This window comes from Actinoplanes xinjiangensis (assembly GCF_003148685.1).
In the GTDB taxonomy this organism is placed as follows: domain Bacteria; phylum Actinomycetota; class Actinomycetes; order Mycobacteriales; family Micromonosporaceae; genus Actinoplanes; species Actinoplanes xinjiangensis.
This window is the reverse complement of record NZ_QGGR01000049.1, coordinates 17,494-37,530: the sequence shown is the minus strand read 5'-3', so window position 1 is coordinate 37,530 and position 20,037 is coordinate 17,494. Positions and strand designations below refer to the sequence as shown.

12 protein-coding genes are annotated in these 20,037 nt (G+C 71.2%); 6 read left to right on the top strand and 6 right to left on the bottom strand.

Features of this window, described 5'->3' with window-relative positions; genetic code table 11:
• A partial coding sequence (locus BC793_RS50435; RefSeq protein ID WP_211340667.1) for a hypothetical protein occupies positions 1-252 on the bottom strand: 252 nt, incomplete at its 3' end.
• Here BC793_RS50435 and BC793_RS50900 point away from each other — a divergent pair.
• Positions 242-532, top strand: coding sequence for a hypothetical protein (locus BC793_RS50900; RefSeq protein WP_249037423.1), 291 nt, complete (start codon positions 242-244; stop codon positions 530-532). The genes BC793_RS50435 and BC793_RS50900 overlap by 11 nt on opposite strands.
• Positions 533-618: 86 nt before the next feature.
• On the opposite strand, the gene BC793_RS46835 is transcribed toward BC793_RS50900, so the two are convergent.
• The 3 genes from BC793_RS46835 to BC793_RS46825 all read right to left on the bottom strand — a co-directional run bounded on the left by BC793_RS46835 (position 619) and on the right by BC793_RS46825 (position 9,744).
• Positions 619-2,043 (bottom strand): SDR family oxidoreductase, encoded by a 1,425-nt coding sequence (locus BC793_RS46835; protein WP_109603127.1) that lies wholly within the window; start codon positions 2,041-2,043, stop codon positions 619-621.
• Between the two features lie 179 nt (positions 2,044-2,222).
• On the bottom strand, positions 2,223-8,900 hold the full coding sequence (locus tag BC793_RS52110; RefSeq protein ID WP_239169828.1) for an MMPL family transporter: 6,678 nt from the start codon (positions 8,898-8,900) through the stop codon (positions 2,223-2,225).
• An 82-nt stretch (positions 8,901-8,982) separates the two neighbouring features.
• Entirely contained in the window at positions 8,983-9,744 is a 762-nt protein-coding gene (locus BC793_RS46825; RefSeq protein ID WP_239169829.1) for a hypothetical protein, read from the bottom strand.
• A 198-nt stretch (positions 9,745-9,942) separates the two neighbouring features.
• On the opposite strand from BC793_RS46825, the gene BC793_RS46820 reads away from it, so the two are divergent.
• Positions 9,943-10,461: an FKBP-type peptidyl-prolyl cis-trans isomerase gene (locus BC793_RS46820; protein ID WP_109603126.1), complete on the top strand. Its 519-nt coding sequence runs from the start codon at positions 9,943-9,945 to the stop codon at positions 10,459-10,461.
• 2 nt (positions 10,462-10,463) lie between these two features.
• Here BC793_RS46820 and yaaA read toward each other — a convergent pair whose 3' ends face one another.
• Both yaaA and BC793_RS46810 read right to left on the bottom strand, forming a co-directional pair.
• Entirely contained in the window at positions 10,464-11,258 is a 795-nt protein-coding gene (gene yaaA / locus BC793_RS46815) for a peroxide stress protein YaaA (RefSeq protein ID WP_109603125.1), read from the bottom strand.
• Between the two features lie 37 nt (positions 11,259-11,295).
• Positions 11,296-13,020, bottom strand: a complete 1,725-nt coding sequence (locus BC793_RS46810; RefSeq protein WP_239169830.1) for a copper resistance CopC/CopD family protein — start codon at positions 13,018-13,020, stop codon at positions 11,296-11,298.
• A gap of 103 nt (positions 13,021-13,123) precedes the next feature.
• Here BC793_RS46810 and pgm point away from each other — a divergent pair, with 103 nt between their 5' ends.
• The 4 genes from pgm (at position 13,124) to BC793_RS46790 (ending at position 20,035) form a co-directional block, all read left to right on the top strand.
• Positions 13,124-14,749: a phosphoglucomutase (alpha-D-glucose-1,6-bisphosphate-dependent) gene (pgm, locus tag BC793_RS46805; RefSeq protein WP_109603123.1), complete on the top strand. Its 1,626-nt coding sequence runs from the start codon at positions 13,124-13,126 to the stop codon at positions 14,747-14,749.
• An 83-nt stretch (positions 14,750-14,832) separates the two neighbouring features.
• Positions 14,833-17,133: a putative bifunctional diguanylate cyclase/phosphodiesterase gene (locus BC793_RS46800; protein ID WP_109603122.1), complete on the top strand. Its 2,301-nt coding sequence runs from the start codon at positions 14,833-14,835 to the stop codon at positions 17,131-17,133.
• 48 nt (positions 17,134-17,181) lie between these two features.
• Positions 17,182-18,522, top strand: coding sequence for an MFS transporter (locus tag BC793_RS46795; RefSeq protein ID WP_109603121.1), 1,341 nt, complete (start codon positions 17,182-17,184; stop codon positions 18,520-18,522).
• Positions 18,523-18,589: 67 nt separating this feature from the next.
• Positions 18,590-20,035 (top strand): GGDEF domain-containing protein, encoded by a 1,446-nt coding sequence (locus BC793_RS46790; RefSeq protein WP_146246774.1) that lies wholly within the window; start codon positions 18,590-18,592, stop codon positions 20,033-20,035.
• Positions 20,036-20,037: the final 2 nt, after the last annotated feature.

Genomic DNA, 20,037 nt, shown 5'->3' with positions numbered 1-20,037 from the left:
GGTGGCGGTCACGGTGGCGGTCACGGTGGCGGTCACGGTGGCGGTCACGGTGGCGGTCACGGCGGCGGTCACGGCGGCGGTCACGGCGGCGGTCACGGCGGCGGTCACGGCGGCGGCCACGGCGGCGGCCACGGCGGCGGCCACGGCGGCGGTATCGGTGGCGGCCATGGCGGTGGCATCGGTGGCGGTCACGGCGGCGGCATCGGCGGCGGCCATGGCGGCGGTATCGGCGGTGGTCGCGGTGGCGGTCACGGTGGCGGCATCGGCGGCGGCATCGGCGGGGGCCGCGGTGGCGGTATCGGTGGCGGTATCGGTGGCGGCCAGGGTGGCGGCATCGGTGGGGCATCGGGGCGGTCGCGGTGGCGGCATTGGTGGCGGTATCGGTGGTGGCCAGGGTGGCGGCATCGGTGGCGGCATCGGCGGTGGCCAGGGCGGCGGCATGGGCGGCGGCATGGGTGGCGGCCAAGGCGGCGGCATGGGTGGCGGCATGGGCGGCGGCTTCGGCGGCGGCGGTCGCGGCGGCGGTCTCTGATCAGCGACTCGGTAGTAACAACTGTTCCTTCATAGCGAACGGGCCGCACCGTGAGGTGCGGCCCGTTCGCTATTGAATCCGGAGGGTCACCAGGCGACGGGGGCGTAGTCCTTCAGGAAACAGCCGTACACGTCCTCGCCCTGCTCACCACGGACGATCGGGTCGTACACCCGGGCTGCGCCGTCGACCAGGTCCAAGGGGGCGTGGAAGCCCTCCTCGTGCAGGCGCATCTTCGTCGGATGCGGGCGCTCGTCGGTGATCCAGCCGGTGTCGACGCTGGTCATCAGAATGCCGTCGGCGAACATGTCGTCCGCGCTCGTGCGGGTCAGCATGTTCAGGGCGGCCTTCGCCATGTTCGTGTGCGGGTGGCCGGCGCCCTTGTAACCGCGGGCGAAGATGCCTTCCATCGCCGACACGTTCACCACGTACCGCCGGGGGAACTTCGACGCCGTCATCGCCGGCCGCAGGCGGCTCACCAGGATGAACGGGGCGGTCACGTTGCAGAGCTGCACCTCCAGCAGCTCCAGCGGTGCGACCTCGTGCACCCGGTCGCTCCAACTGTTCGTCGACGTCGTGTCCGGCACCAGGCCGCCGGCGTCGATCGCCACCGAACGGGCGGTCAGCGCCATCTCGGTGACCTCCTTCGCCGACAGCGTGGGCGGGTGCGCCGCCGTCAGCGCCGCCGCGGGGGAGGAACCGATCGACGCGGCGCCACCGAAGAACTCCAGCTCCGGCAGTGGCCCGTCCGGCAGCGGGGCCGACTCGGCGGCAACCAGCTCCGAATAGGCGCCGGGCGTACGCCGTACCGTCTGGGCCGCGTTGTTGATCAGAATGTCCAGCGGACCGCGTGCCGCGACCGACTCGGCAAGGCCGACGACCTGCGCCGGGTCTCGCAGATCGATGCCGACCACCCGCAGCCGGTGCAGCCAGTCGGCACTGTCCGGCATCGCCGCGAAACGGCGGACCGCATCATGCGGGAACCGCGTCGTGATCGTCAGATCCGCGCCGTCGCGCAGCAGACGCAACGCGATGTACATGCCGATCTTGGCGCGCCCGCCGGTGAGCAGCGCCGTCCGGCCGGTCAGATCGGTACGCGCGTCCCGCCGCGAATGGTTCAGCTCGGCACACGACGGGCAGAGCTGGTGATAGAACGCGTCCACCACGGTGAACCGCTGCTTGCACACATAACAGCCGCGCGCCTGCTTCAGCACCCCGGCGGTCGCACCGCGCACCGCGCTCCGCAGCGGAATCCCCGCCGTCTCGTCGTCGATGCGGCCCGGGGCGCCGGTCGCCGTCGCCTCCGTCACCGCCCGATCGTTCGCCACGACGGCCTGACGGCGCTCCTTACGGCGCTGCACCTTTACCGTCTTGAACAGGCCCGCGGTCGCCCGCCGCACCCGCACCGCGTCCGGATGCTCGGTCGGCAACTGCTCCACCTCGGCCAGGACCGCCAGACAGACCGCTAGACGGTCCGGATCCACACTTACGGCGTCCGGGTCGATGCCGGTCATTTCGTACGTCCCCCTCTGTTCCTGCCCGCACGCACTGTACTTACCGGCCGGGCCGTCGACCCACCGGCGGTCCTATCGGCGCCGGTGGCCGCTGCCACAGCAGTTGCGACCCAGCCCACCGTGACAACGAACCGGCCGACCGGCGATCCCGCGGATCACCGATCGGCCGGCCGATCTCGTCAGCGCGCCGCGTCCGGACCGGGCTCCTCCGCCGTCGGCTCCGGACCCGGCCGGGCCGGTCCCGGATGGTCGGCCAGCGAGGCCGGACGGCGGGTCTGCCGATCGTACGGCTGCTCGCCCGACCCGCCGGCCCACGACGGGCCGGTGTTCGCCGGTCGCCGTGCCGAACGGCCCTGATCCGGCAGATGATCGGCGAGCGTCGCCGGGCGCACCGTGCCCCGGATCCGGTCGTCGAGCGTCTCCGGCCGTCGGCCCCGCAGGTGATCGGATTCGGTCTGGTCCGTCTCGGCCGGCTCCTCCATGGAACCGGCACCCCGCCAGACACCGGTGTTCACGTCGCCCAGAGTCTGGGGACGGGCCGGTGGGACGTCATGGCCGGTTGCAAGGAACGGCTCCGAAGCCTGTGGGCGGGCCGATGCGGTGGGGAGGTCCTCCAGCGTCCGTGGGCGGTGGAGCGGGACGGGGCTGGTCAGCCAGTCGCCGAGGGTCTGTGGGCGGCGGGGGTGGTCGGTGGGTGACGGGTCCGCCGGGACCGTGGCGGGCGTATCGGTGGCTTCCGGCATTTCGGTCGCCGTGGTCATCTCGGCCGGTGCCGGTGCCGGTGCCGGTGCCGGTGCCGGTGCTTCGGATGCGTTGGTCGGGAGCGGCGGCTCGTCGGGGAGTTCGTCCACCGGCTCCTCGGTCGCTTCCGTCGCTGCCGCGGGGGTGTCGGCCGTGGCGGTCGGCTTGCCGGTGTTCTCGTCGTCTTCCGCGGTCGGTGCGGGCTCTGGCTTTGCCAGCGGTTCCGTGAGCTCGAACGGTGTTGTCGTGAAGGGGGTCTCGTCGGGGTCGAGCTCGCTCGACGCGGTCGCGTTGGAGGCGAGTGGGCCGTTGGACTGGGTGCGTTCGATGGCTTCGGGGTTGATTGCCGGGATGCCGCTGGTCGGCTGGCGGAGGTTGGGGTCTGAGTTGAGCGCCGATTGCGCCAAGACCGCAGGGTCACGCCAGGCGTCGATTTCGGCTGGTTTGTACGTATCGGTGCGATCGGGGATCTCGGTGCTTCCGACGATTTCGGTGCGTTCGGCGAGCTGCGTGTGTTGAGGGACCTCGGCGGCCTCAGTTGCCTCATCTACCTCGGCGACCTCTGTCACGTCGGCCGATTCAGGGCGCCCGTGCAATTCCGGACCCTCAGCAATTTCAGGCACCTTGGCCAGCTCAGGCACCTCGACGGCCTCAGGGGCCTCGGTGACCTCGGTGGATTCGGTCGCCATGCCCGATGCGGTGGGCTCGGCGGGCTCCAAGCCGGTGATCTCGGTCGGCATGTGGGCGGCGGGTTCGACAACGCTGCCGGCGGATGCGGTGAGCGGCTCGGCTGCCGTAATCCGATCCGGCGTATCGCCGGTTGAGTCGTCCAAGGTGGCTTCGACCGTGAGTGGCCGGGGCTGGTTCATCGGGATTTCCGTGTCCGTGGGTACGGTCGTCGTGAACCGCTCGTCCGCCGTGGGCGATGCTGCGGCGCTTGTAGCTGTGACCGTCCCAGGGATCGAGCTTTCCGCGAACGTCGGCTCGGCAACCGCTGCCTCGCTGACCGTCCTCTCGCTCACGGTCGGTCCGGCAACCGATGCGTCGTTTGTCGGTGCGTCGATGGTCTTTGGCTCGGTGAACGTGGGTTCGGTGTCCGCCGACCTGGTGAACGTCGACTCAGCAAAGGCCGGTTCGGTGAATCTGGGTTCGGTGTCCGCCGTCTCGGTGAACGTCGACTCGGCAAAGGCCGGTTCGGTGAACGCTGGTTCGGTGTCCGCCGTCTCGGTGAACGTCGACTCGACGAATGTCTGTTCGGCGAACGGTGGTGTGGCGAACGTTGGTTCGGCGACTGCCGCCGTGGTCAACGTCGGTTCGGTGTCCGTCGGTTCGGCAAACGCTGGCTCGGCAGACACTGCCTCCGTATATGCCGGCTCGGCAAAGGCCGGTTCGGCATACGCCGGCTCGGGGGTCGTGGGGCCGGCGGCCCCGGTCGGATCGGCGGCTGCCGGGGACGAGGAAGAGACGTCGGAGCTGGCAGTGCGGAGAGGGATATCGGCCAGGCTGGCGGGTCGGTGACGGCTCGCCGGGCTGACCGGGCCGGCCGGCAGGTCGCCTAGGGTTGCCGGACGCGAGACGTGCGGTGCGCCGAAAGGCTCGGGCGCGCCGAAAGGCTCGGGCGCGCCGAAAGGCTCGGGCGCGCCGAAAGGCTCGGGCGAGGCCGCCACCGTGTGGTCCGGAACGTCGGGGAGGTCGGGCTGGGATCGCTCGGGACGGCTTCGCGGTGGGGCGGTGGTCAGCCAGTCGTCGAGGGTCTGCGGGCGGTGGGGGACGGTTCGGTCGGTGACCGGGGCCGGCTCGGTTGTTTCCGGCGTTGCCGGGGCGGGCTCCGGTGCGCTGGGCATCGCGGCGTAGCGGTCCAGCCACGGGAACGAGTGGGGCTCCGGGGCGGTGATGGCGGCGAGACGGGGGTCGTCACGCCAGGAGAACGGGTCGGTGACCGGCTCGGCCGCCGGCACGTCCATCAGAGGGGCCGGTGCAGGCGTGCCAACTTCAGCGTGCCTCGGTGTCGGCTCGGCGGAGGGTGTGGCCGACTCGAACGCGGAGGCGCCGAACTCGGCCGCGGGGACGGGCTCGAACGGTGCCGCCGTGAATTCGGCTGCGGGGGCGACGGGTTCGAACGGCGAGGGCACGACGGGCTCGAACGGCGAGGCGGGGAACTCAGCCGCGGATGCGACGGACGCGGGGCGTGGGTCGGTGAAGTCGGCCGCGGGTGTGACGGGCTCGAACGGCGAGGCGGTGAACTCAGCCGCGGATGCGACGGACTCGGGGCGTAGGTCGGTGAAGTCGGCCGCGGGTGTGACGGGCTCGACCGGTGCGGCGGTGAACTCGGCCGCAGGGGCGAGCGGCTCGAAAGGTGGCGCGGAGGGCTCGATGGAAGGCTGCGTGGGATCGGTAGGAGGCGTCGTGGGGTCGGTGGCGTCGACGAAGGGGGCCAGGAAGTATGCGACCTCCTCGTCCTCGGCGGCCGTGGACTTCACGGAGCGCGACCGGCTGACATCCGCGGTCGTGAACTCGGCGGCTGTGATCTGCGGGGATTCGGCATCAGCGGGCGCGAGGGCACCGGGTTCGGTTGCGATCGGTCCGGAGCCGGTGAAGGAGACGTCGGGTGAGGTGATGCCGGGCCGCGCGGTGTCGCCGGAGAAGACGTCGGGAGAGGTGCCGTCGGTCCGCGCCACGTCGCCCGAGGGCACGTCGGGAGAGGTGACCTCGGTCCGAGAGACATCGTCGGGAGAAAAGACGTCGCTAGAGAGGACGTCCCTAGAGACGACGTCGTTAGAGCGCACGTCACTAGAGCGGACGTCCGGAGAAAGGACGTCGGGAGCGGAGACGGTAGAGGCGACAACGGTCGGTGTGGCGGCGCCGGAGGGGACGTCCGTTCGAGTGGCCTCGTCGGCGGGGCCATCGGTAGAGAGAGCGTCCGCGGAAGCGCTGTCGGTGTCGGAGCCGGTGTCGCTGGAGGAACCCTCGGCCGGTTCCAGGTCGGCGGATGCGGAAGGGTCCACGTCCGAAGCGGTGACGACATCGACCGGCTCAGGGTCGGGTGTCGCGGCCCGCACCGTCTCGTCGGTGAACAGGCCGTTGTAGACGGTTTCGGAGAAGATGACCGGTTCTTCCGGGCCGGGCAGGCGCAGGACCTGCGTGGCGGCCGGGTCGTCCGGGGTCGAGTCGACGGGCAGGCGCAGGACCTGGGTGACCGCAGGGTCGTGGTCGTCGCCCTCCACCAGGTTCGTGGCGTTGTAGGTCTCGAGCAATGACGGTTCGGAGTCTGGCCTGGCGGCTTCGGCTCCGGCGGCCAGGGTCGCCTCCACCTCGGCCCACAGATCGTCCGGGCCGGAGCCGGCATCGGCCTCATCCGTCGACGACGAGGCCGCGGAGGAGCCGGCAGCACCGGAGACCGGAACATCGGAGACCGGAACACCGGAGACAGAGGCACCAGAGACAGAGGCACCAGAGACAGAGGCACCAGAGATCGAAGCGCCGGAAACTGAAGCGCCGGGCACCGAAGCCCCAGGCACCAAAGCACCGGGCACCGAAGCGCCGGAAATCAGACCACCGGAGATCGGAGCGCCAGAGACCGGAGCGCCGGACACCGGAGCGCCGGACACCGAAGTGCCGGAGACGGGGACAGCGGAGACCGAAGCGCCGGACACCGGAGCACCGGACACCGAAGTGCCGGAGACGGGGACAGCGGAGACGGGAGAGCCGGAAACCGGAGCGCCCGAGACGGGAGCGGCAGCAGCGGAGGAGACAGAGTCGGAGTCCGGCCCGGGGAGCGTGTCCGGCTCGGCGGGAGACGTCGACGCCTCATGCTGGAGGCGATCGTCGGACGGCGTACCGGAGGATTGGTTCTTCTCGGAGAGGTAATCCAGGACCGCCTCGTAATCCAGGACCACCGTGTTGGAGGTTTCGCTGCCGGAGGTCAGCGCGACCTGCGCCGGCGCGGCCGGCAACGCCCGGGCGAGCAGCGTCCCGTCGAGGACGGTCGTCTCTTCGAGGGAGGGGTCGCCGGGCCGCCACGCGTGCCGGCCGGGTGCCTCCTCCTCGCCGGCGTATTCGGCGAGTCCGGCTTTCTGCTGGAGGCGACGTAGCGGTCCGGGCGCCCACCAGGAGGCGTCGCCGAGGACGGCGAGGACGGCCGGTACGAGAAGTACCCGGACGACGGTGGCGTCCAGGACCAGCGCGATGATCATGCCGACGCCGATGAACCGCATGGTGGTCACCGATGACAGGGCGAACGCGCCGGTCACGACGATGAGCAGGAGCGCGGCCGCGCTGATCACGCGGCCGGTGCGGGAGAGGCCGATGGTGACGGCCTCGCGGGTGGTGGCGCCGCGCAGCCGCGCCTCGACCATGCGGGAGAGCAGGAACACCTCGTAGTCGGTGGAGAGGCCGAACACGACGGCGGCCATCAGTACGACGATGCCGGCTTCCAGCGGGGTGGGGGTGACGTCGAGCCACGACGCCCCGTGCCCCTCCTGGAAGATCCAGACGAGGCAGCCGAAGGTGGCGCTGAGGCTGAGTGCGCTCATCACCACGGCCTTGATCGGCAGGAGGATGGAGCCGAACGCCAGGAACATCAGCACCAGGGTGGCCCCGGCGAGCAGGCCGATCATCAGGGGCAGTTCGGCGCCGATGGCTTCGAGGCTGTCGACGTTGCGGGCGGTGACGCCGCCGACCAGCACCTCGGCGCCGGCCGGCGGGGTCAGGGCGCGAAGGCCGTCGACGGCGTCGCGGGCCTCGTCGCTGAACACGTCGGTGGTCTTGAGCTGGGCGGTCAGGAGCACGGTGTCCTTGTTGCCGCCGGTGGTGGTGATCTTGTCGATGCCGGTGACCTTCGCGGCGGCGGTGCTGAGTGCCTTGACGTCCGGCTTCTTGCCGTTCGTGCCGTGCACCACCACCTGGACGCCGTCCGAGGCGAACTGCGGGTAGTCGGCCTTCAGGGTCTCGATCGCGACCCGCGACGGGTCCCCGGCCGGGAGCTGGCGTTCGTCGTTCTCACCGAATCGGGCGTCGGCGATCGGCAGGGCGAGGACCACGAGGGCGGCGAAGATGGGTACGGCCACCAGCACCGGCCGCCGCAGGACCCATCCGGCGAGCCGTTCCCAGCCGCCGGTCTTCGGCGCGGTCGCGCCGCGGCCGGGGAGCCGGATCGGGAGGAGGTCGACGCGTGGCCCGAGGACGGCCAGCAGTGCCGGCAGCAGGGTGAGCGACAGCAGCATGGCCAGGAACACGGCGGCGAGTCCACCGTAGGCCAGCGACTTGAGGAAGCCCTGCGGGAACAGCAGCAGCCCGGCGAGCGCGGTCATCAGCAGAGTGGCGGAGAAGATGACGGTACGGCCGGCGGTGGCGACGGTGCGCCGGACCGCTTCGGCGGTGGAGTGGACGGCCTGCTCCTCACGGAACCGGCCGACCATGAACAGGCCGTAGTCGATGGCCATGCCGAGGCCGAGGAGGCTGGCCACGTTGACGGCGAACGAGTTGACCTCGTGGGTGAGGGCGACGGCGTGCAGGACACCGAGGGAGCCGAGGACCGCGGCACCGCCGACCAGCACCGGCAGCAACGCGGCGACCAGTGACCCGAAGATGATCAGCAGCAGGATCAGGACGATCGGCAGCGACACCATCTCGGCGAAGGCCAGGTCGTCGGTGGAGCGCTGCGACGACGCGTGCCCGAGGGGGATGCCACCGGCCAGCTCGACGCGTGCGCCGGGGATGGTGAGGGCGTCCTCGATGTCGGCGTAGGCGTCCATCTTGTCGGCGTCGTCCTCGCCGGTGAGGGTGATGACGGCGACCGCGCTGGACCGGTCCTCGGACGCGTACGCCGCGGCCTTGCGGTCCCAGTAGGACGTCTGCGACTCCACCGCCGTCTTCGGGAGCGCGGCGAGGCGCTCCTTGATGCGCTTGGTGAGCGCGGCGTCGTCGATGGTGCCCTGGTCGGGCGTGTAGACGGCGATGACGTCACCGCCCTGCCCACCGGTCGCGGCGGTCGCCAGCTCGGCGGCCCGGGCCGACTCGCTCCGTGGGTCGTTGTAGCCGCCCTCGGTGAGCTGACCGAACACGCCCAAGCCCCAGACTCCGGAGCCGATCACCGCGACGAGCGCGACGATGAGCACCGGCCATCTCAGGCGGGCGACCCGCGATCCCCAGCCCGCGAACACAGGGTTCCCCTTCCTGGAATTACGAGAGTTCAGTGGTTCAGCTCAGAGCCGCGGCCTGGAGGGCCACGCCACCGCAGTTCTCGTCGAACGCCGCACCGGTGATCCACTTGATCGAGATCTTGCCAGTTCCCGATCCGCGGTAGGAAACGACGTAGGCAGTTGTTCCCATCGAATTCCCCCGGCTGGTGAAGGAGTCGGTGTACGCCTTGCCGCCGGTACTGAGTTCGATGCGCAGATCGCCGCGTGCCCGCATCGCGCCGACGTAGAGCCGCAGGGTCCGAGATTCGGTCCCGGCCGGGGCGGACAGGGTGAAACCGTGCCCGTCGCCGCAGGTCCGGATCCCGCTGGCCACGCCCGCGTCCGGGGCGCCGGGCCAGGTGAAGCGTTGCGGGCTGACGGTGTGCCGCAGGCGTGGCTCGCCCGGGGTGCCCTCGAGGATGGTGAATCCGCCGCCGCTGTCGCGTTCCAGCGAGAACCGGCCCTTCTCGCCCCAGTGCACCCAGTCGGTCTCGCCCTCGGCGGCCAGGTCGACGGTCTCGCCGATCGGGACCTGCTCGACCACGATCTCGTTGATCGGTGTCATCGAGGGCGACGGGGACACGCTCGGGAGCGGGATCGGGACCTGTTCGGGCAGGGTGGCCGCAACCGTGGGCGCGACCGGCGCCGGCTCGTCGGCACCGGTACGGGTGTGGACGACCCAGCCGACCGTGACGACGGCGAGCACACCGGCGAGGACGACCGCGCCCTGCTGGAGGTGTTCCCGCCGGTGACGCCGTCCTTCTGGATCGCGCAGAGGCAAGGATCCCCCAGATCTCGGAAGCGGGCAGGAGCGGTAAACGATCTCATCCCGATGCCCCCGGGTGAAGAGGTGGCGACGGGTCGGGCACGTACGGCTGATCGCCCACCTCGGCGATTCGGAGGAGGTTCTTCGCCGCGTTGCTCCCGGTTGCGAGTAGCGTGTCCGGAGTTTCCGACTCGCCGACCGGGAGAATGACGAATGAGCGACAGTCCCATGTCCAGCAGCAAGCGCCGCGGGCAGGCGATCGCCGGGGTGCTCAGCGGCGTGCTCGTCTTCGCTGTTCTGGTGGTGGTCTTCGTCCTGGTGCGGCAGGACGCCGACGAGCCGGTTCCGGCTTCCGCGCCGGCCACCGTGGCCACCGAGACGATCACCCAGGAGCCGGTCGTCACGACCGGTACCGGCACGGTCAGCGAGCTGGTGATCAAGGAACGCATCCCCGGTACCGGCCCGGTGGTGAAGGCCGGCCAGACGATCAGCGTCAACTACAAGCTGATCGGGTACACGTCCGGCGAGGAGATGGACTCGTCGTGGAAGGGCGGCAAGTCCGAGCCGATCAGCTTCCAGGTCGGCACCGGCCAGCTGATCCAGGGCTGGGACAAGGGCATCCCGGGACAGAAGGTGGGCAGCCGCATCCAGCTCGACGTGCCGGCCGCCCTCGCCTACGGCCCGGAGAAGGGCGACCTGCGTTTCGTCGTCGACATCCTGTCGGCGCAGTAGTCCTACAACTCCGCCACGATCACATCGAGCCGCCGGGGCCCGCCTGCCGGTCCCGGCTGCTCCTCGACCGTGAACTTCAGGTCGCGCAGGGCGGTGACCAGCTCGTCCACCGAACCCGGGGCGGCCTGCTCGACGGCCAGCGCGCGGACCAGGCGGCCCTTGGTGGCCTTGTTGAAGTGACTGACCACGGACCGCCTGGCGACCCCGTCGACCACCCGCTCGTGCAGGACCCGCAAGGCCGCGGCGTTCCTGCCGGGCGCCCACATCGCGGCGTAGGCGCCGGACCGCAGATCCAGCACGGGTACGCCCGCGGTCGCCTCGTCGAGAACCTTCGCCAGCCCCTTCTTCCAGTACGGGGTGAGCCCGCCGATGCCGGGCAGGGTGACGCCGACCGAACAGCGGTAGGCCGGGATCGCGTCGCCGAGCCGCACCACACCCCAGAGGCCGGAGAACACCACCGCCGTCCGGTCCAGCCAGTCCTTCTCGTCGGCCCGCAGGCTCGCGGTGCCGAGCGCCTCATACAGCACGCCGGTGTAGATCTGCGCGGCCGCAGCGGCCGGTGCCGACGTCAGTGCCGCGTTCCGTGCGATCTCGTCCCGCTGCCCGTCGCTGAGCCCCAACACCGCCAGACTGTCCGCGATCGACCGTTGGCTGGTCCGCGAGCACAGGGCGACGAGTCGCTTCAGCACCCGCGCCCGGGCGGTGGCCAGCGACGGCAGCCACAGGGCCGACGGGTCGACGGGGGAGCCGGCCGGGGCCGGGGTCTTGCCTTCGGACGGCGGAAGCAGGATGAGCACGCCGAGACCTTAGCCGGGCCGGCCCCGCCGCCCGCCGTCACCCGCCGACGGTCACGGTCGTCTTCACGCTCGCGCGGTCGATCTCGCTGACCCGGATCGTGAAGACCACCTCATACGTGCCGGCCAGCGGGAACGCCAGCGAGCCGAGGGCCTGGTTACCCGGCAGGATGCCGGCCATCGGCTGTTTCACCGCCTCCAGCGGCGGGTCGAGGAGCCGGGCCGAGACCTCCCACTCCGCGGCCTGCAACGGCGCGCCGTCCGGCCGGTAGAGGAAGGCGTGCACCGTGTTGTACTCTCCCAGCTCGACCGGGTAGATGTTGAACTGCACGGTGTAGAGATCGCTGGTCAGCGTCTCGGAGACGCCCCGGCCGCTGACCGCCGCCTCGTTCGCGGCCGCGCTGCGCCCCGGGTCGACCTGCACCAGCACCGAGCTCAGCGCCAGGATCACCACGCTCGCCGCCACCTCGACACCGACGGTGCGCCGCAGACCGCGGCCGTTGCGGGACCGGTTCACCATCCGGCGGGCACCGGCCGCCGCGGCCAGCACCGCCGCCAGAATGGCGAGTTTGACCAGCAGCAGCCGCCCGTAGTCGGTCCGCCACAGGGCGGGCACCGAGCCGACCTGGATGACCGCCTGCACCGCACCGGCCATGACCAGCCAGATCACCGCGAGCGCCGCCCAGCGTGACCACACCGGCAGCACCACCCCGAGGATCCGCTCGTGGGTGCCGCGCAGCAGGAACACGGTGAGCGTCACCAGCCCACCGAGCCAGACGGCCATCGCCGCCATGTGTACGACCCCGGCCGTGATGGTCACCGCCGGTAGCGGAACGGCGATGGCGTGACCGGTCATCGGCCACGTGGCCAGCCCGGCGGCGCCGAGCCCGAGAACCGTCCAGGCCCGTGCCCGGCGCGGGGTGACCTGCGGTCGCGGTGGCACGGCGGGCGCCGGCTCCGGCACGGGCGCACCAGCGCCCACCAGAACGGGGGCGGGCGCGGTCCGCGGCACGGTCACGGTACGTCGTGGCCGGCGCAGCAGGGGCGGCAGCAGTACGGCCAGAGCACCCAGAACCGCCAGGCGCGCGAGCAGCAGCAGACCGTACTGACTGGCCACCACCTCGGTGAACTCGCCGGCCGTCAACGACCAGACGGGGGCTCCGGAGCCCTGCTGCGCCTGGGTGCCGAGAGCGCCGAGGGTGGCCGCAGCGGTCAGTGCGAGACCGATCCGGATCATCCGCAGCGCACCGGCCCGGGAACGCCGTGGCGGCCACAGGAAGGCCAGGAAGAGCGCCGGTCCGACGATGAGCGTGACCCCGGCGTACCCGATGGTCTTGAGCAGGGGAACGGCGACCGCGACCGACGGATGCGGCCCGGTGGTCGCGGCGGGCTCCTCGGGGCGGGCCGACGGCGCGCCCACCGAGAAGGTGATGGCACCGCCGACCGGGTGGCTGTCGGCCGAGATGACCCGGAAGCTGATCAGGTAGGTGCCCAGCGGCTTGCCCGCCTTGCGGACCGGGATCCGCAGCACGGTGCCGCCGCCCTGGACCTTCCCGGAGATCCGCTCGCCGTCCGGCGCGATCACCTGCACCCGCCCCTCGACCGGAGTGACCGGCTCGCTGAACGTCACGGTCACCTCCGACGGGGAGGCGCCGATCACACTTCCCGGAGCGGGATTCGATCCGACCGTCGCGGCGTGCGCCGACGCGGGCGACGCGGGCAGCACGAGAACGGCGGTCAGCAGCACGAACAGAACAGCGAGCACCCGGGTCACATGGGGTAGTTCGTATCCCCGGTGGGAAAGGTTCAAGCAGACGCTGTGGATACGATCCGTCACAGCGCCTGACCCCGCCACCGAGGGAGCTGTCATGTCCGTCCACCCCCGCGCCGGCCGGCCCGCAGAAGCGGCCGACCTGATCGACGTTCCAAAGGTCATCTCGCGGTATTACACCGAGCATCCGGACCCGGCCGAGGCGGGGCAGCGGGTCGCGTTCGGCACCTCGGGCCACCGCGGCTCCAGTCTGCGGACCGCCTTCAACGAGGACCACATCGCCGCGACCAGCCAGGCCATCGTCGAGTACCGGCGGGAGCAGGGCACCACCGGCCCGCTCTTCCTGGGCCGTGACACGCACGCGCTCAGCGAGCCCGCGCTGATCACCGCGCTGGAGGTGTTCGCCGCCAACGACGTGACCGTGCTGGTCGACGACCGGGACCGCTACACGCCCACGCCGGCGCTGTCGCACGCGATCCTGCGGTGGAACCGGGCGAACGCGGCGCAGGCCGACGGCGTCGTGGTCACGCCGTCGCACAACCCGCCGGACGACGGTGGCTTCAAGTACAACCCGCCGAACGGCGGCCCGGCCGACACCGACGCCACCCGGTGGATCCAGGACCGCGCGAACGCGATCATCGCCGCCGGTCTCAAGGACGTGCGGCGTGCCGCCCGGCCGCGGAGCCCGCAGACGTACGACTACCTCGGCACCTACGTCGACGACCTGCCCAACGTGATCGACATCGAGGCGATCCGCAACGCCGGCGTGCGCATCGGCGCGGACCCGCTCGGCGGCGCCAGTGTCGACTACTGGGGTGAGATCGCCGACCGGCACCGGCTCGACCTCACCGTGGTCAACCCGGCGGTCGACCCGCGGTTCGGGTTCATGACGCTGGACTGGGACGGGAAGATCCGGATGGACTGCTCCTCGCCGTACGCGATGGCCTCCCTGATCGAGCAGAAGGACCGTTTCCAGATCGCCACCGGCAACGACGCCGACGCCGACCGGCACGGCATCGTCACCCCCGACGGCGGTCTGATGAACCCCAACCACTACCTCGCGGTCGCCATCGCGTACCTCTACTCCTCCCGCGACGGCTGGCCGTCCGGCGCCGGCATCGGCAAGACCCTGGTCTCGTCCTCGATGATCGACCGGGTCGCCGGTGACCTGGGCCGCCGCCTCGACGAGGTGCCGGTCGGGTTCAAGTGGTTCGTGCCCGGCCTGCTCGACGGCTCGATCGGGTTCGGCGGCGAGGAGAGCGCCGGCGCGTCGTTCCTGCGCCGGGACGGCGGCCCGTGGAGCACCGACAAGGACGGCATCATCCTCGACCTGCTGGCCTCCGAGATCCTCGCGGTCACCCAGAAGTCGCCGAGCGAGCACTATCGGGAGCTGACCGCCCGGTTCGGCGAGCCGGCCTACGCGCGGATCGACGCCCCGGCCACCCCGGCGGAGAAAGCCGTGCTCGGCAAGCTGTCGCCGTCCCAGGTGACCGCCTCGTCGCTGGCCGGCGAGGCGATCACGGCGGTGCTGACCAGTGCGCCCGGCAACGGCGCGGCGATCGGCGGTCTGAAGGTGGTCACCGGTTCCGGCTGGTTCGCGGCCCGCCCGTCCGGCACCGAGGACGTCTACAAGATCTACGCCGAGTCGTTCCACGGGCCCGACCACCTGGCCCGCATCCAGGAGGAGGCCCGGGCAGTGGTCTCCGCCGCACTTGCCGGCTGAGCGTTCGTCTCAGGTCGACGGCTCCTGCGCCGACAGTCAGTCGTAAGCAGACCGGCTGATCCGGGCAGGAGCCGTACAGATTGATGACCGCACCCGAGAGCGCCACCGAGTCCCGGCTCTCCTCCGGGGGACTGGCACCCGTGCTGGTCAGTGTGTGGGCGACCATCGGCGTGCTCGTGTGGCTGGTGATCCGCAGCGCCGACGACGTCACCTACGGCTACTACGGTGGGCCGTTCGCGCTCGCCGCGGGTGCGTTCGCCTGCCATCGGATCGTCCGGGCGGGCGAGCTGGCCAGGCCGGTGCGCACCTTCTGGCTCCGGCTAGAGTTCGCCGCCGCCAGTCTGGCGCTGACGGCCGTCATCGCCCTGGCGCGGGCCAACAACAACACCGGCATGTCGATCTGGGTCGCGGTCCCGATGATGCTCGGCGTCAGCCTGCTGCTGGCCGCGTTCCTCGGGCTGCCGGCTCCCCGCCGCACCGCGCTGTGCTGGCTGCGCGGGACGCTCGACACGCTGACGATCGCCATCGCCAGTGCCCTGATCTTCTGGTACGTGGTACTCGACCTGGCCCCCGCCGGCACCTCGCTCAGCGACAAGGTGATCGCCGCCGTCGTCGGGGTCGGCGGTGTGCTGCTGCTCGTCGTGGTCGGCAAGTCGGCGGCCGCCCCGGAGACGGTCGTCGACCCGGCCGCACTGCGGGTGCTCACCACCGGCCCGGTCACCTGCGTCGCCGGCACCATCCTGCTGATCGCCGGTGACGACCGGTCCCGGCTGGCGCTGTCCGTGCTCGCCCTGCCGCTCACCGGCGCCGCCATGTGCATCGGCGCCTACCTCCAGCGCCGTGCCCTGACCCGGCCGTCGGCCTCGTCGTTCCCGGCCCGCTCGGTGTTCGACATGCTGCCGTTCGCCGCGGTGATCGCCACGGCCGGGCTGGTGATCACGGTCAGCGCCCAGGACATGAACGCCCGCCAGCGCATCGTCATCATCGGCGCCCTCCTGATCACCGGCTGTGTCGTCGCCCGCCAGCTGCTCAGTCTGCGCGAGAACACCCTCGCCCTGCGCGGGATCCGCCGCCAGCAGGCCGAACTCGAACGCCTCGCGCTCAGTGACAACCTGACCGGGCTGCCCAACCGGACCCGGTTCCTGGTCGCCCTCGGCGAGCGGCTGGACGCCGGCCTGCCGGCCGCCGCGGTGCTGATCGACGTCGACGACTTCAAGATGATCAACGACACGATCGGCCCGGCCGCCGGCGACCAGCTGCTCTTCCAGGTCTCCCAGCGGCTGCGCGAGCGGTGTACCGGTGACGAGATGCCGGCCCGGCTCGGCGGCGACGAGTTCGCCGTACTCCTGGCCGACGGCGACCCGGTGGCCGCGGAGGCGGCCGCCAACCGGCTCCTGCTGGCCCTCGCCGACCCGTTCCGCGTCGGCGAACAGCAGCTGCTGCTGCACGCCAGCGCCGGCATCGCCATCCCCGGCGACGGCGAGGGCGCCGACGAGGTGCTGCGCAATGCCGACATCGCGATGTACGCGGCCAAGGAGAGCGGCAAGGCCTCGTTCGTCCGGTTCGAGCCCCGCATGCGCGACGACATGATCAACCACGCCACGCTGGCCGGTGAACTGCGCAACGGCATCGCCCGGGGCGAGCTGCGGCTGCTCTATCAGCCCGTCTTCGACCTGGTCACCGGCCGCCTGCACGGCTGCGAGGCGCTGGTCCGCTGGCAGCATCCGTCCCGCGGGTTCGTGTCGCCGGGCGAGTTCATCCCGGTCGCCGAGCGCTCCGGGCTGATCGTGCCGCTCGGCGCGTGGGTGCTGCGGGAGGCGTGTGAGCAGTTGGCCCGATGGCGCTCGGAGTACGGCCCGGGTGCGGTCGAGGCGGTCAACGTCAACGTGGCCGTCCGGCAGTTGCGGGCGACCGGGTTCGTCGACGAGGTCGCGGCCGTGCTCAGCGACACCGGTCTCACCTCCCGCAACCTGATCCTCGAGGTCACCGAGTCGTCGGTGGTCGACGGCTGGCAGGTCCAGGAGGCCCTCCAGGCACTGCACGACATGGGCGTACGGCTGGCGCTCGACGACTTCGGCACCGGCCAGTCGTCGCTCAGTCTGCTGCGGGCGTTCCCGGTCGACGTGCTCAAACTCGACAAGTCGTTCGTCGACGGCATCGCCGACGGTGCCGACCGGGGCCGGCTCGCCGTCGCCGCCGCGGTCGCCCAGCTGGCCGAGCACCTTCAGCTCAAGGCGGTGGCCGAGGGCATCGAGACCCAGGGGCAGCTGGACCGGCTGCGCGACATCGGCTACCGGTACGGCCAGGGCTTCTTCATGGCCAAACCACTGCCCGCCGCCGACTGCGGTGCACTGATGGCCGCCGATCCGGTCGCCGCCGCCTGATCCTCATCGATTGGACCTGAAGCGGGGTGGAGGTACTACCGTGCACGCATGACCGTCATCACCGGCCATGTACGTACCTTCTACCAGTTGTTGCTCAACACCGGACTGGTGTCGATCATCAACTTCAGTGTCTGGTTCGCCGTCACCTTCTGGACGTACCTCCAGACGAAGTCGGTCTTCGCGACCGGCATGATCTCCGGGATCTTCCTGGTGCTGACCGCGCTCACCGGCATCTGGTTCGGCAGCCTCGTCGACGGGCACCGCAAGAAGACCACCCTCCAGGGTTCGGCGGTCGCCTCACTGGCGCTGTACGCGGCGGCTCTCGCCGTCTACCAGGCCGTCCCGGAGGAGGCCTTCCGTGACCCGGCGGACGCGCGGCTCTGGATGTTCGTCCTGCTGCTGATGTTCGGGGTGATCGCCGGCAACGTCCGCACCATCGCCCTGCCGACGCTGGTCACCCTGCTCATCGACGAGGACCGCCGGGACCGGGCCAACGGCCTGGTCGGCACGGTCTCCGGCACCACCTTCCTGGTCACCTCGGTGATCAGCGGGGTCCTGGTCGCCTTCGACGGCATGTTCTCGATACTCGTGCTGGCGCTCGTGGTGCTCGCGCTCTCGATCGTCCACCTGGCCTTCATCACCATCCCGGAACGCCAGGCCGCCCCCGACGCGGAACCCGCCGTGCCCGGTGTCGACCTGCGGGGCACACTGCGGCTCATCGGCGCGGTGCCGGGGCTGCCCGCGCTGATCCTGTTCTCCACGTTCAACAACTTCCTCGGCGGCGTGTTCATGGCGCTCGCCGACGCCTACGGGCTGTCGCTCGTCTCCGTGCAGACGTGGGGCCTGCTGTGGGGTGTGCTCAGCACCGGCTTCATCGTCGGTGGGCTGCTGGTGGCGCGTACCGGCCTGGGGTCCCGCCCGGTCCGGTTGCTGCTGCTGATCAACGTGGTCCTCTGGGTGATCATCCTGGTCTTCCCGCTCTGGGCGTCGATCATCCCGATGGCGATCGGGATGTACCTGTACATGCTGCTCATGCCGTACGCCGAGGCCGCCGAGCAGACCATCCTCCAGCGCGTCGTCCCGTACGAGCGGCAGGGCCGCGTCTTCGGTCTGGCCCAGAGCGTCGAGCAGGCCGCGTCACCGCTGACCGCGTTCCTCATCTCGCCGATCACCCAGTTCGTGTTCATCCCGTTCATGAGCGACGGCGGTGCCGGGGCGGACGCCATCGGCTCCTGGTTCGGCACCGGACCCGACCGCGGCATGGCGCTGGTGTTCGTGCTCACCGGGATCATCGGTGTGATCGCCACCCTGCTCGCCCTGCTCAGCCGCCCCTACCGGTCGTTGAGCGGGCGCGTCGCCGAGGATTCCCCGGTCACCGTGTCCGCCTGATTCCTCAGACCGCGAGCCGGGACGCCGATCTGCCTGCGACGGGAGGAATCGAGGAGAGGACACACCCATGGGATGGCCACGTGCGACGGCGCCTGCATGGCCCGTGCATGCGGGGCTGCTCCTGCTGGCGGTGACCACCGTCGGCGGATACGCCCTGGCCGACCCGGAGCTGCGCAACGTCATCTTCGCGCTGGTCACGGCCGTGCCCATCGTGACGTATCTGCTGGCCCTCGGCGCCGGGCACCTCACCGACCGCGGGCCGTGGCTCGCCGCCGTCGCCGGGCTGGGATTCCTCACCCTCGGCACGGTGATGTGGCCCGACTGGATCCCCGGGCACCACTTCGGCCGCGCCGAGGGTTCCGTCACCGACCTCGTGATGGCCTCCGCGCACCTGCTGTTCCTGGTCGGCACCGCCACCGCGCTGCGCCGGCACGGCCGTACCGACCCGGGCGGCCTGATCGACGCCGCCCTGTTCGGGCTCTGCGCCGCAGGTCCCCTCTGGGAATGGCTGATCGGGCCGCACCTCGGGTCGCACGCCACCGCCCTGGGCAAGGCGCTGCTCTTCAGTGACGTCCTGGTGCTCGCCGCCGTACTCGGCTGCCTCATCCGGATCGGCATCACCGCCCACGGCGCCCGGGGCCCGCTCGGCTATCTGGTGCTGACCGCCTCGCTGACCCTGGCCAACGACGTCGTCGCGGTGCTCACCATCGACGGCAGCGCGGTCTGGACCGCCCAGATCATGATGCTGGCCTACCTGACCCTCGCCGTCGGCCCGATTCTGCCGACCGCGAGGGGGGTCACCGAACCGGCCCCCGGGCCCGCCGTCACCCGGCACCCGCCGCTCGGGCTGCTCGGCGCCGCGCTCTGCGCCAACCCGCTGATCGCCGTCGTACAGGCCGTCCGTGCCGACGGCCCGGCCAGCGTGGTCCTGCCGGTCGCCACCATGCTCGTGGTGCCGATGGTGGTGCTGCGCCTGCGCCTGCTCTCGTCCCAGCGGGCCCGCGCCGAACGGACCCTCGCCCACCAGGCCCACCACGACGAACTGACCGGCCTCTACAACCGGCGGCACATCGTCACGAAGATCGACGAGGCGATGGACGCCCTCGACCGAGGCGAGATCTCCGAGGTCACCCTCCTGCTGTGCGACCTCGACGGCTTCAAACCCGTCAACGACCGGTACGGCCACCAGGCCGGCGACGCCGTGCTCCAGGCCGTCGCGCGCCGCCTGTCCGCCGTGGCCGGCCCGCACGACGCGGTCGGCCGGCTCGGCGGCGACGAGTTCATGATCCTCCAGTGCGGCGGCGAACCCGTCGCCGACCGGATCACCGCCGCGCTGTGCGAACCCATCCCGATCACCGGCGGCACCGTGCGGATCGGCGCCTCCGTCGGCACCGCCACCGCCTGGCCCGGCGACGGCGCCGACCGGGAGAGCCTCATCGCCCGGGCCGACGCCGCGATGTACGCCGTGAAGGCGCGACCCGCGGCGCCGGAACCGGAACCGGCGACGATCTGAGC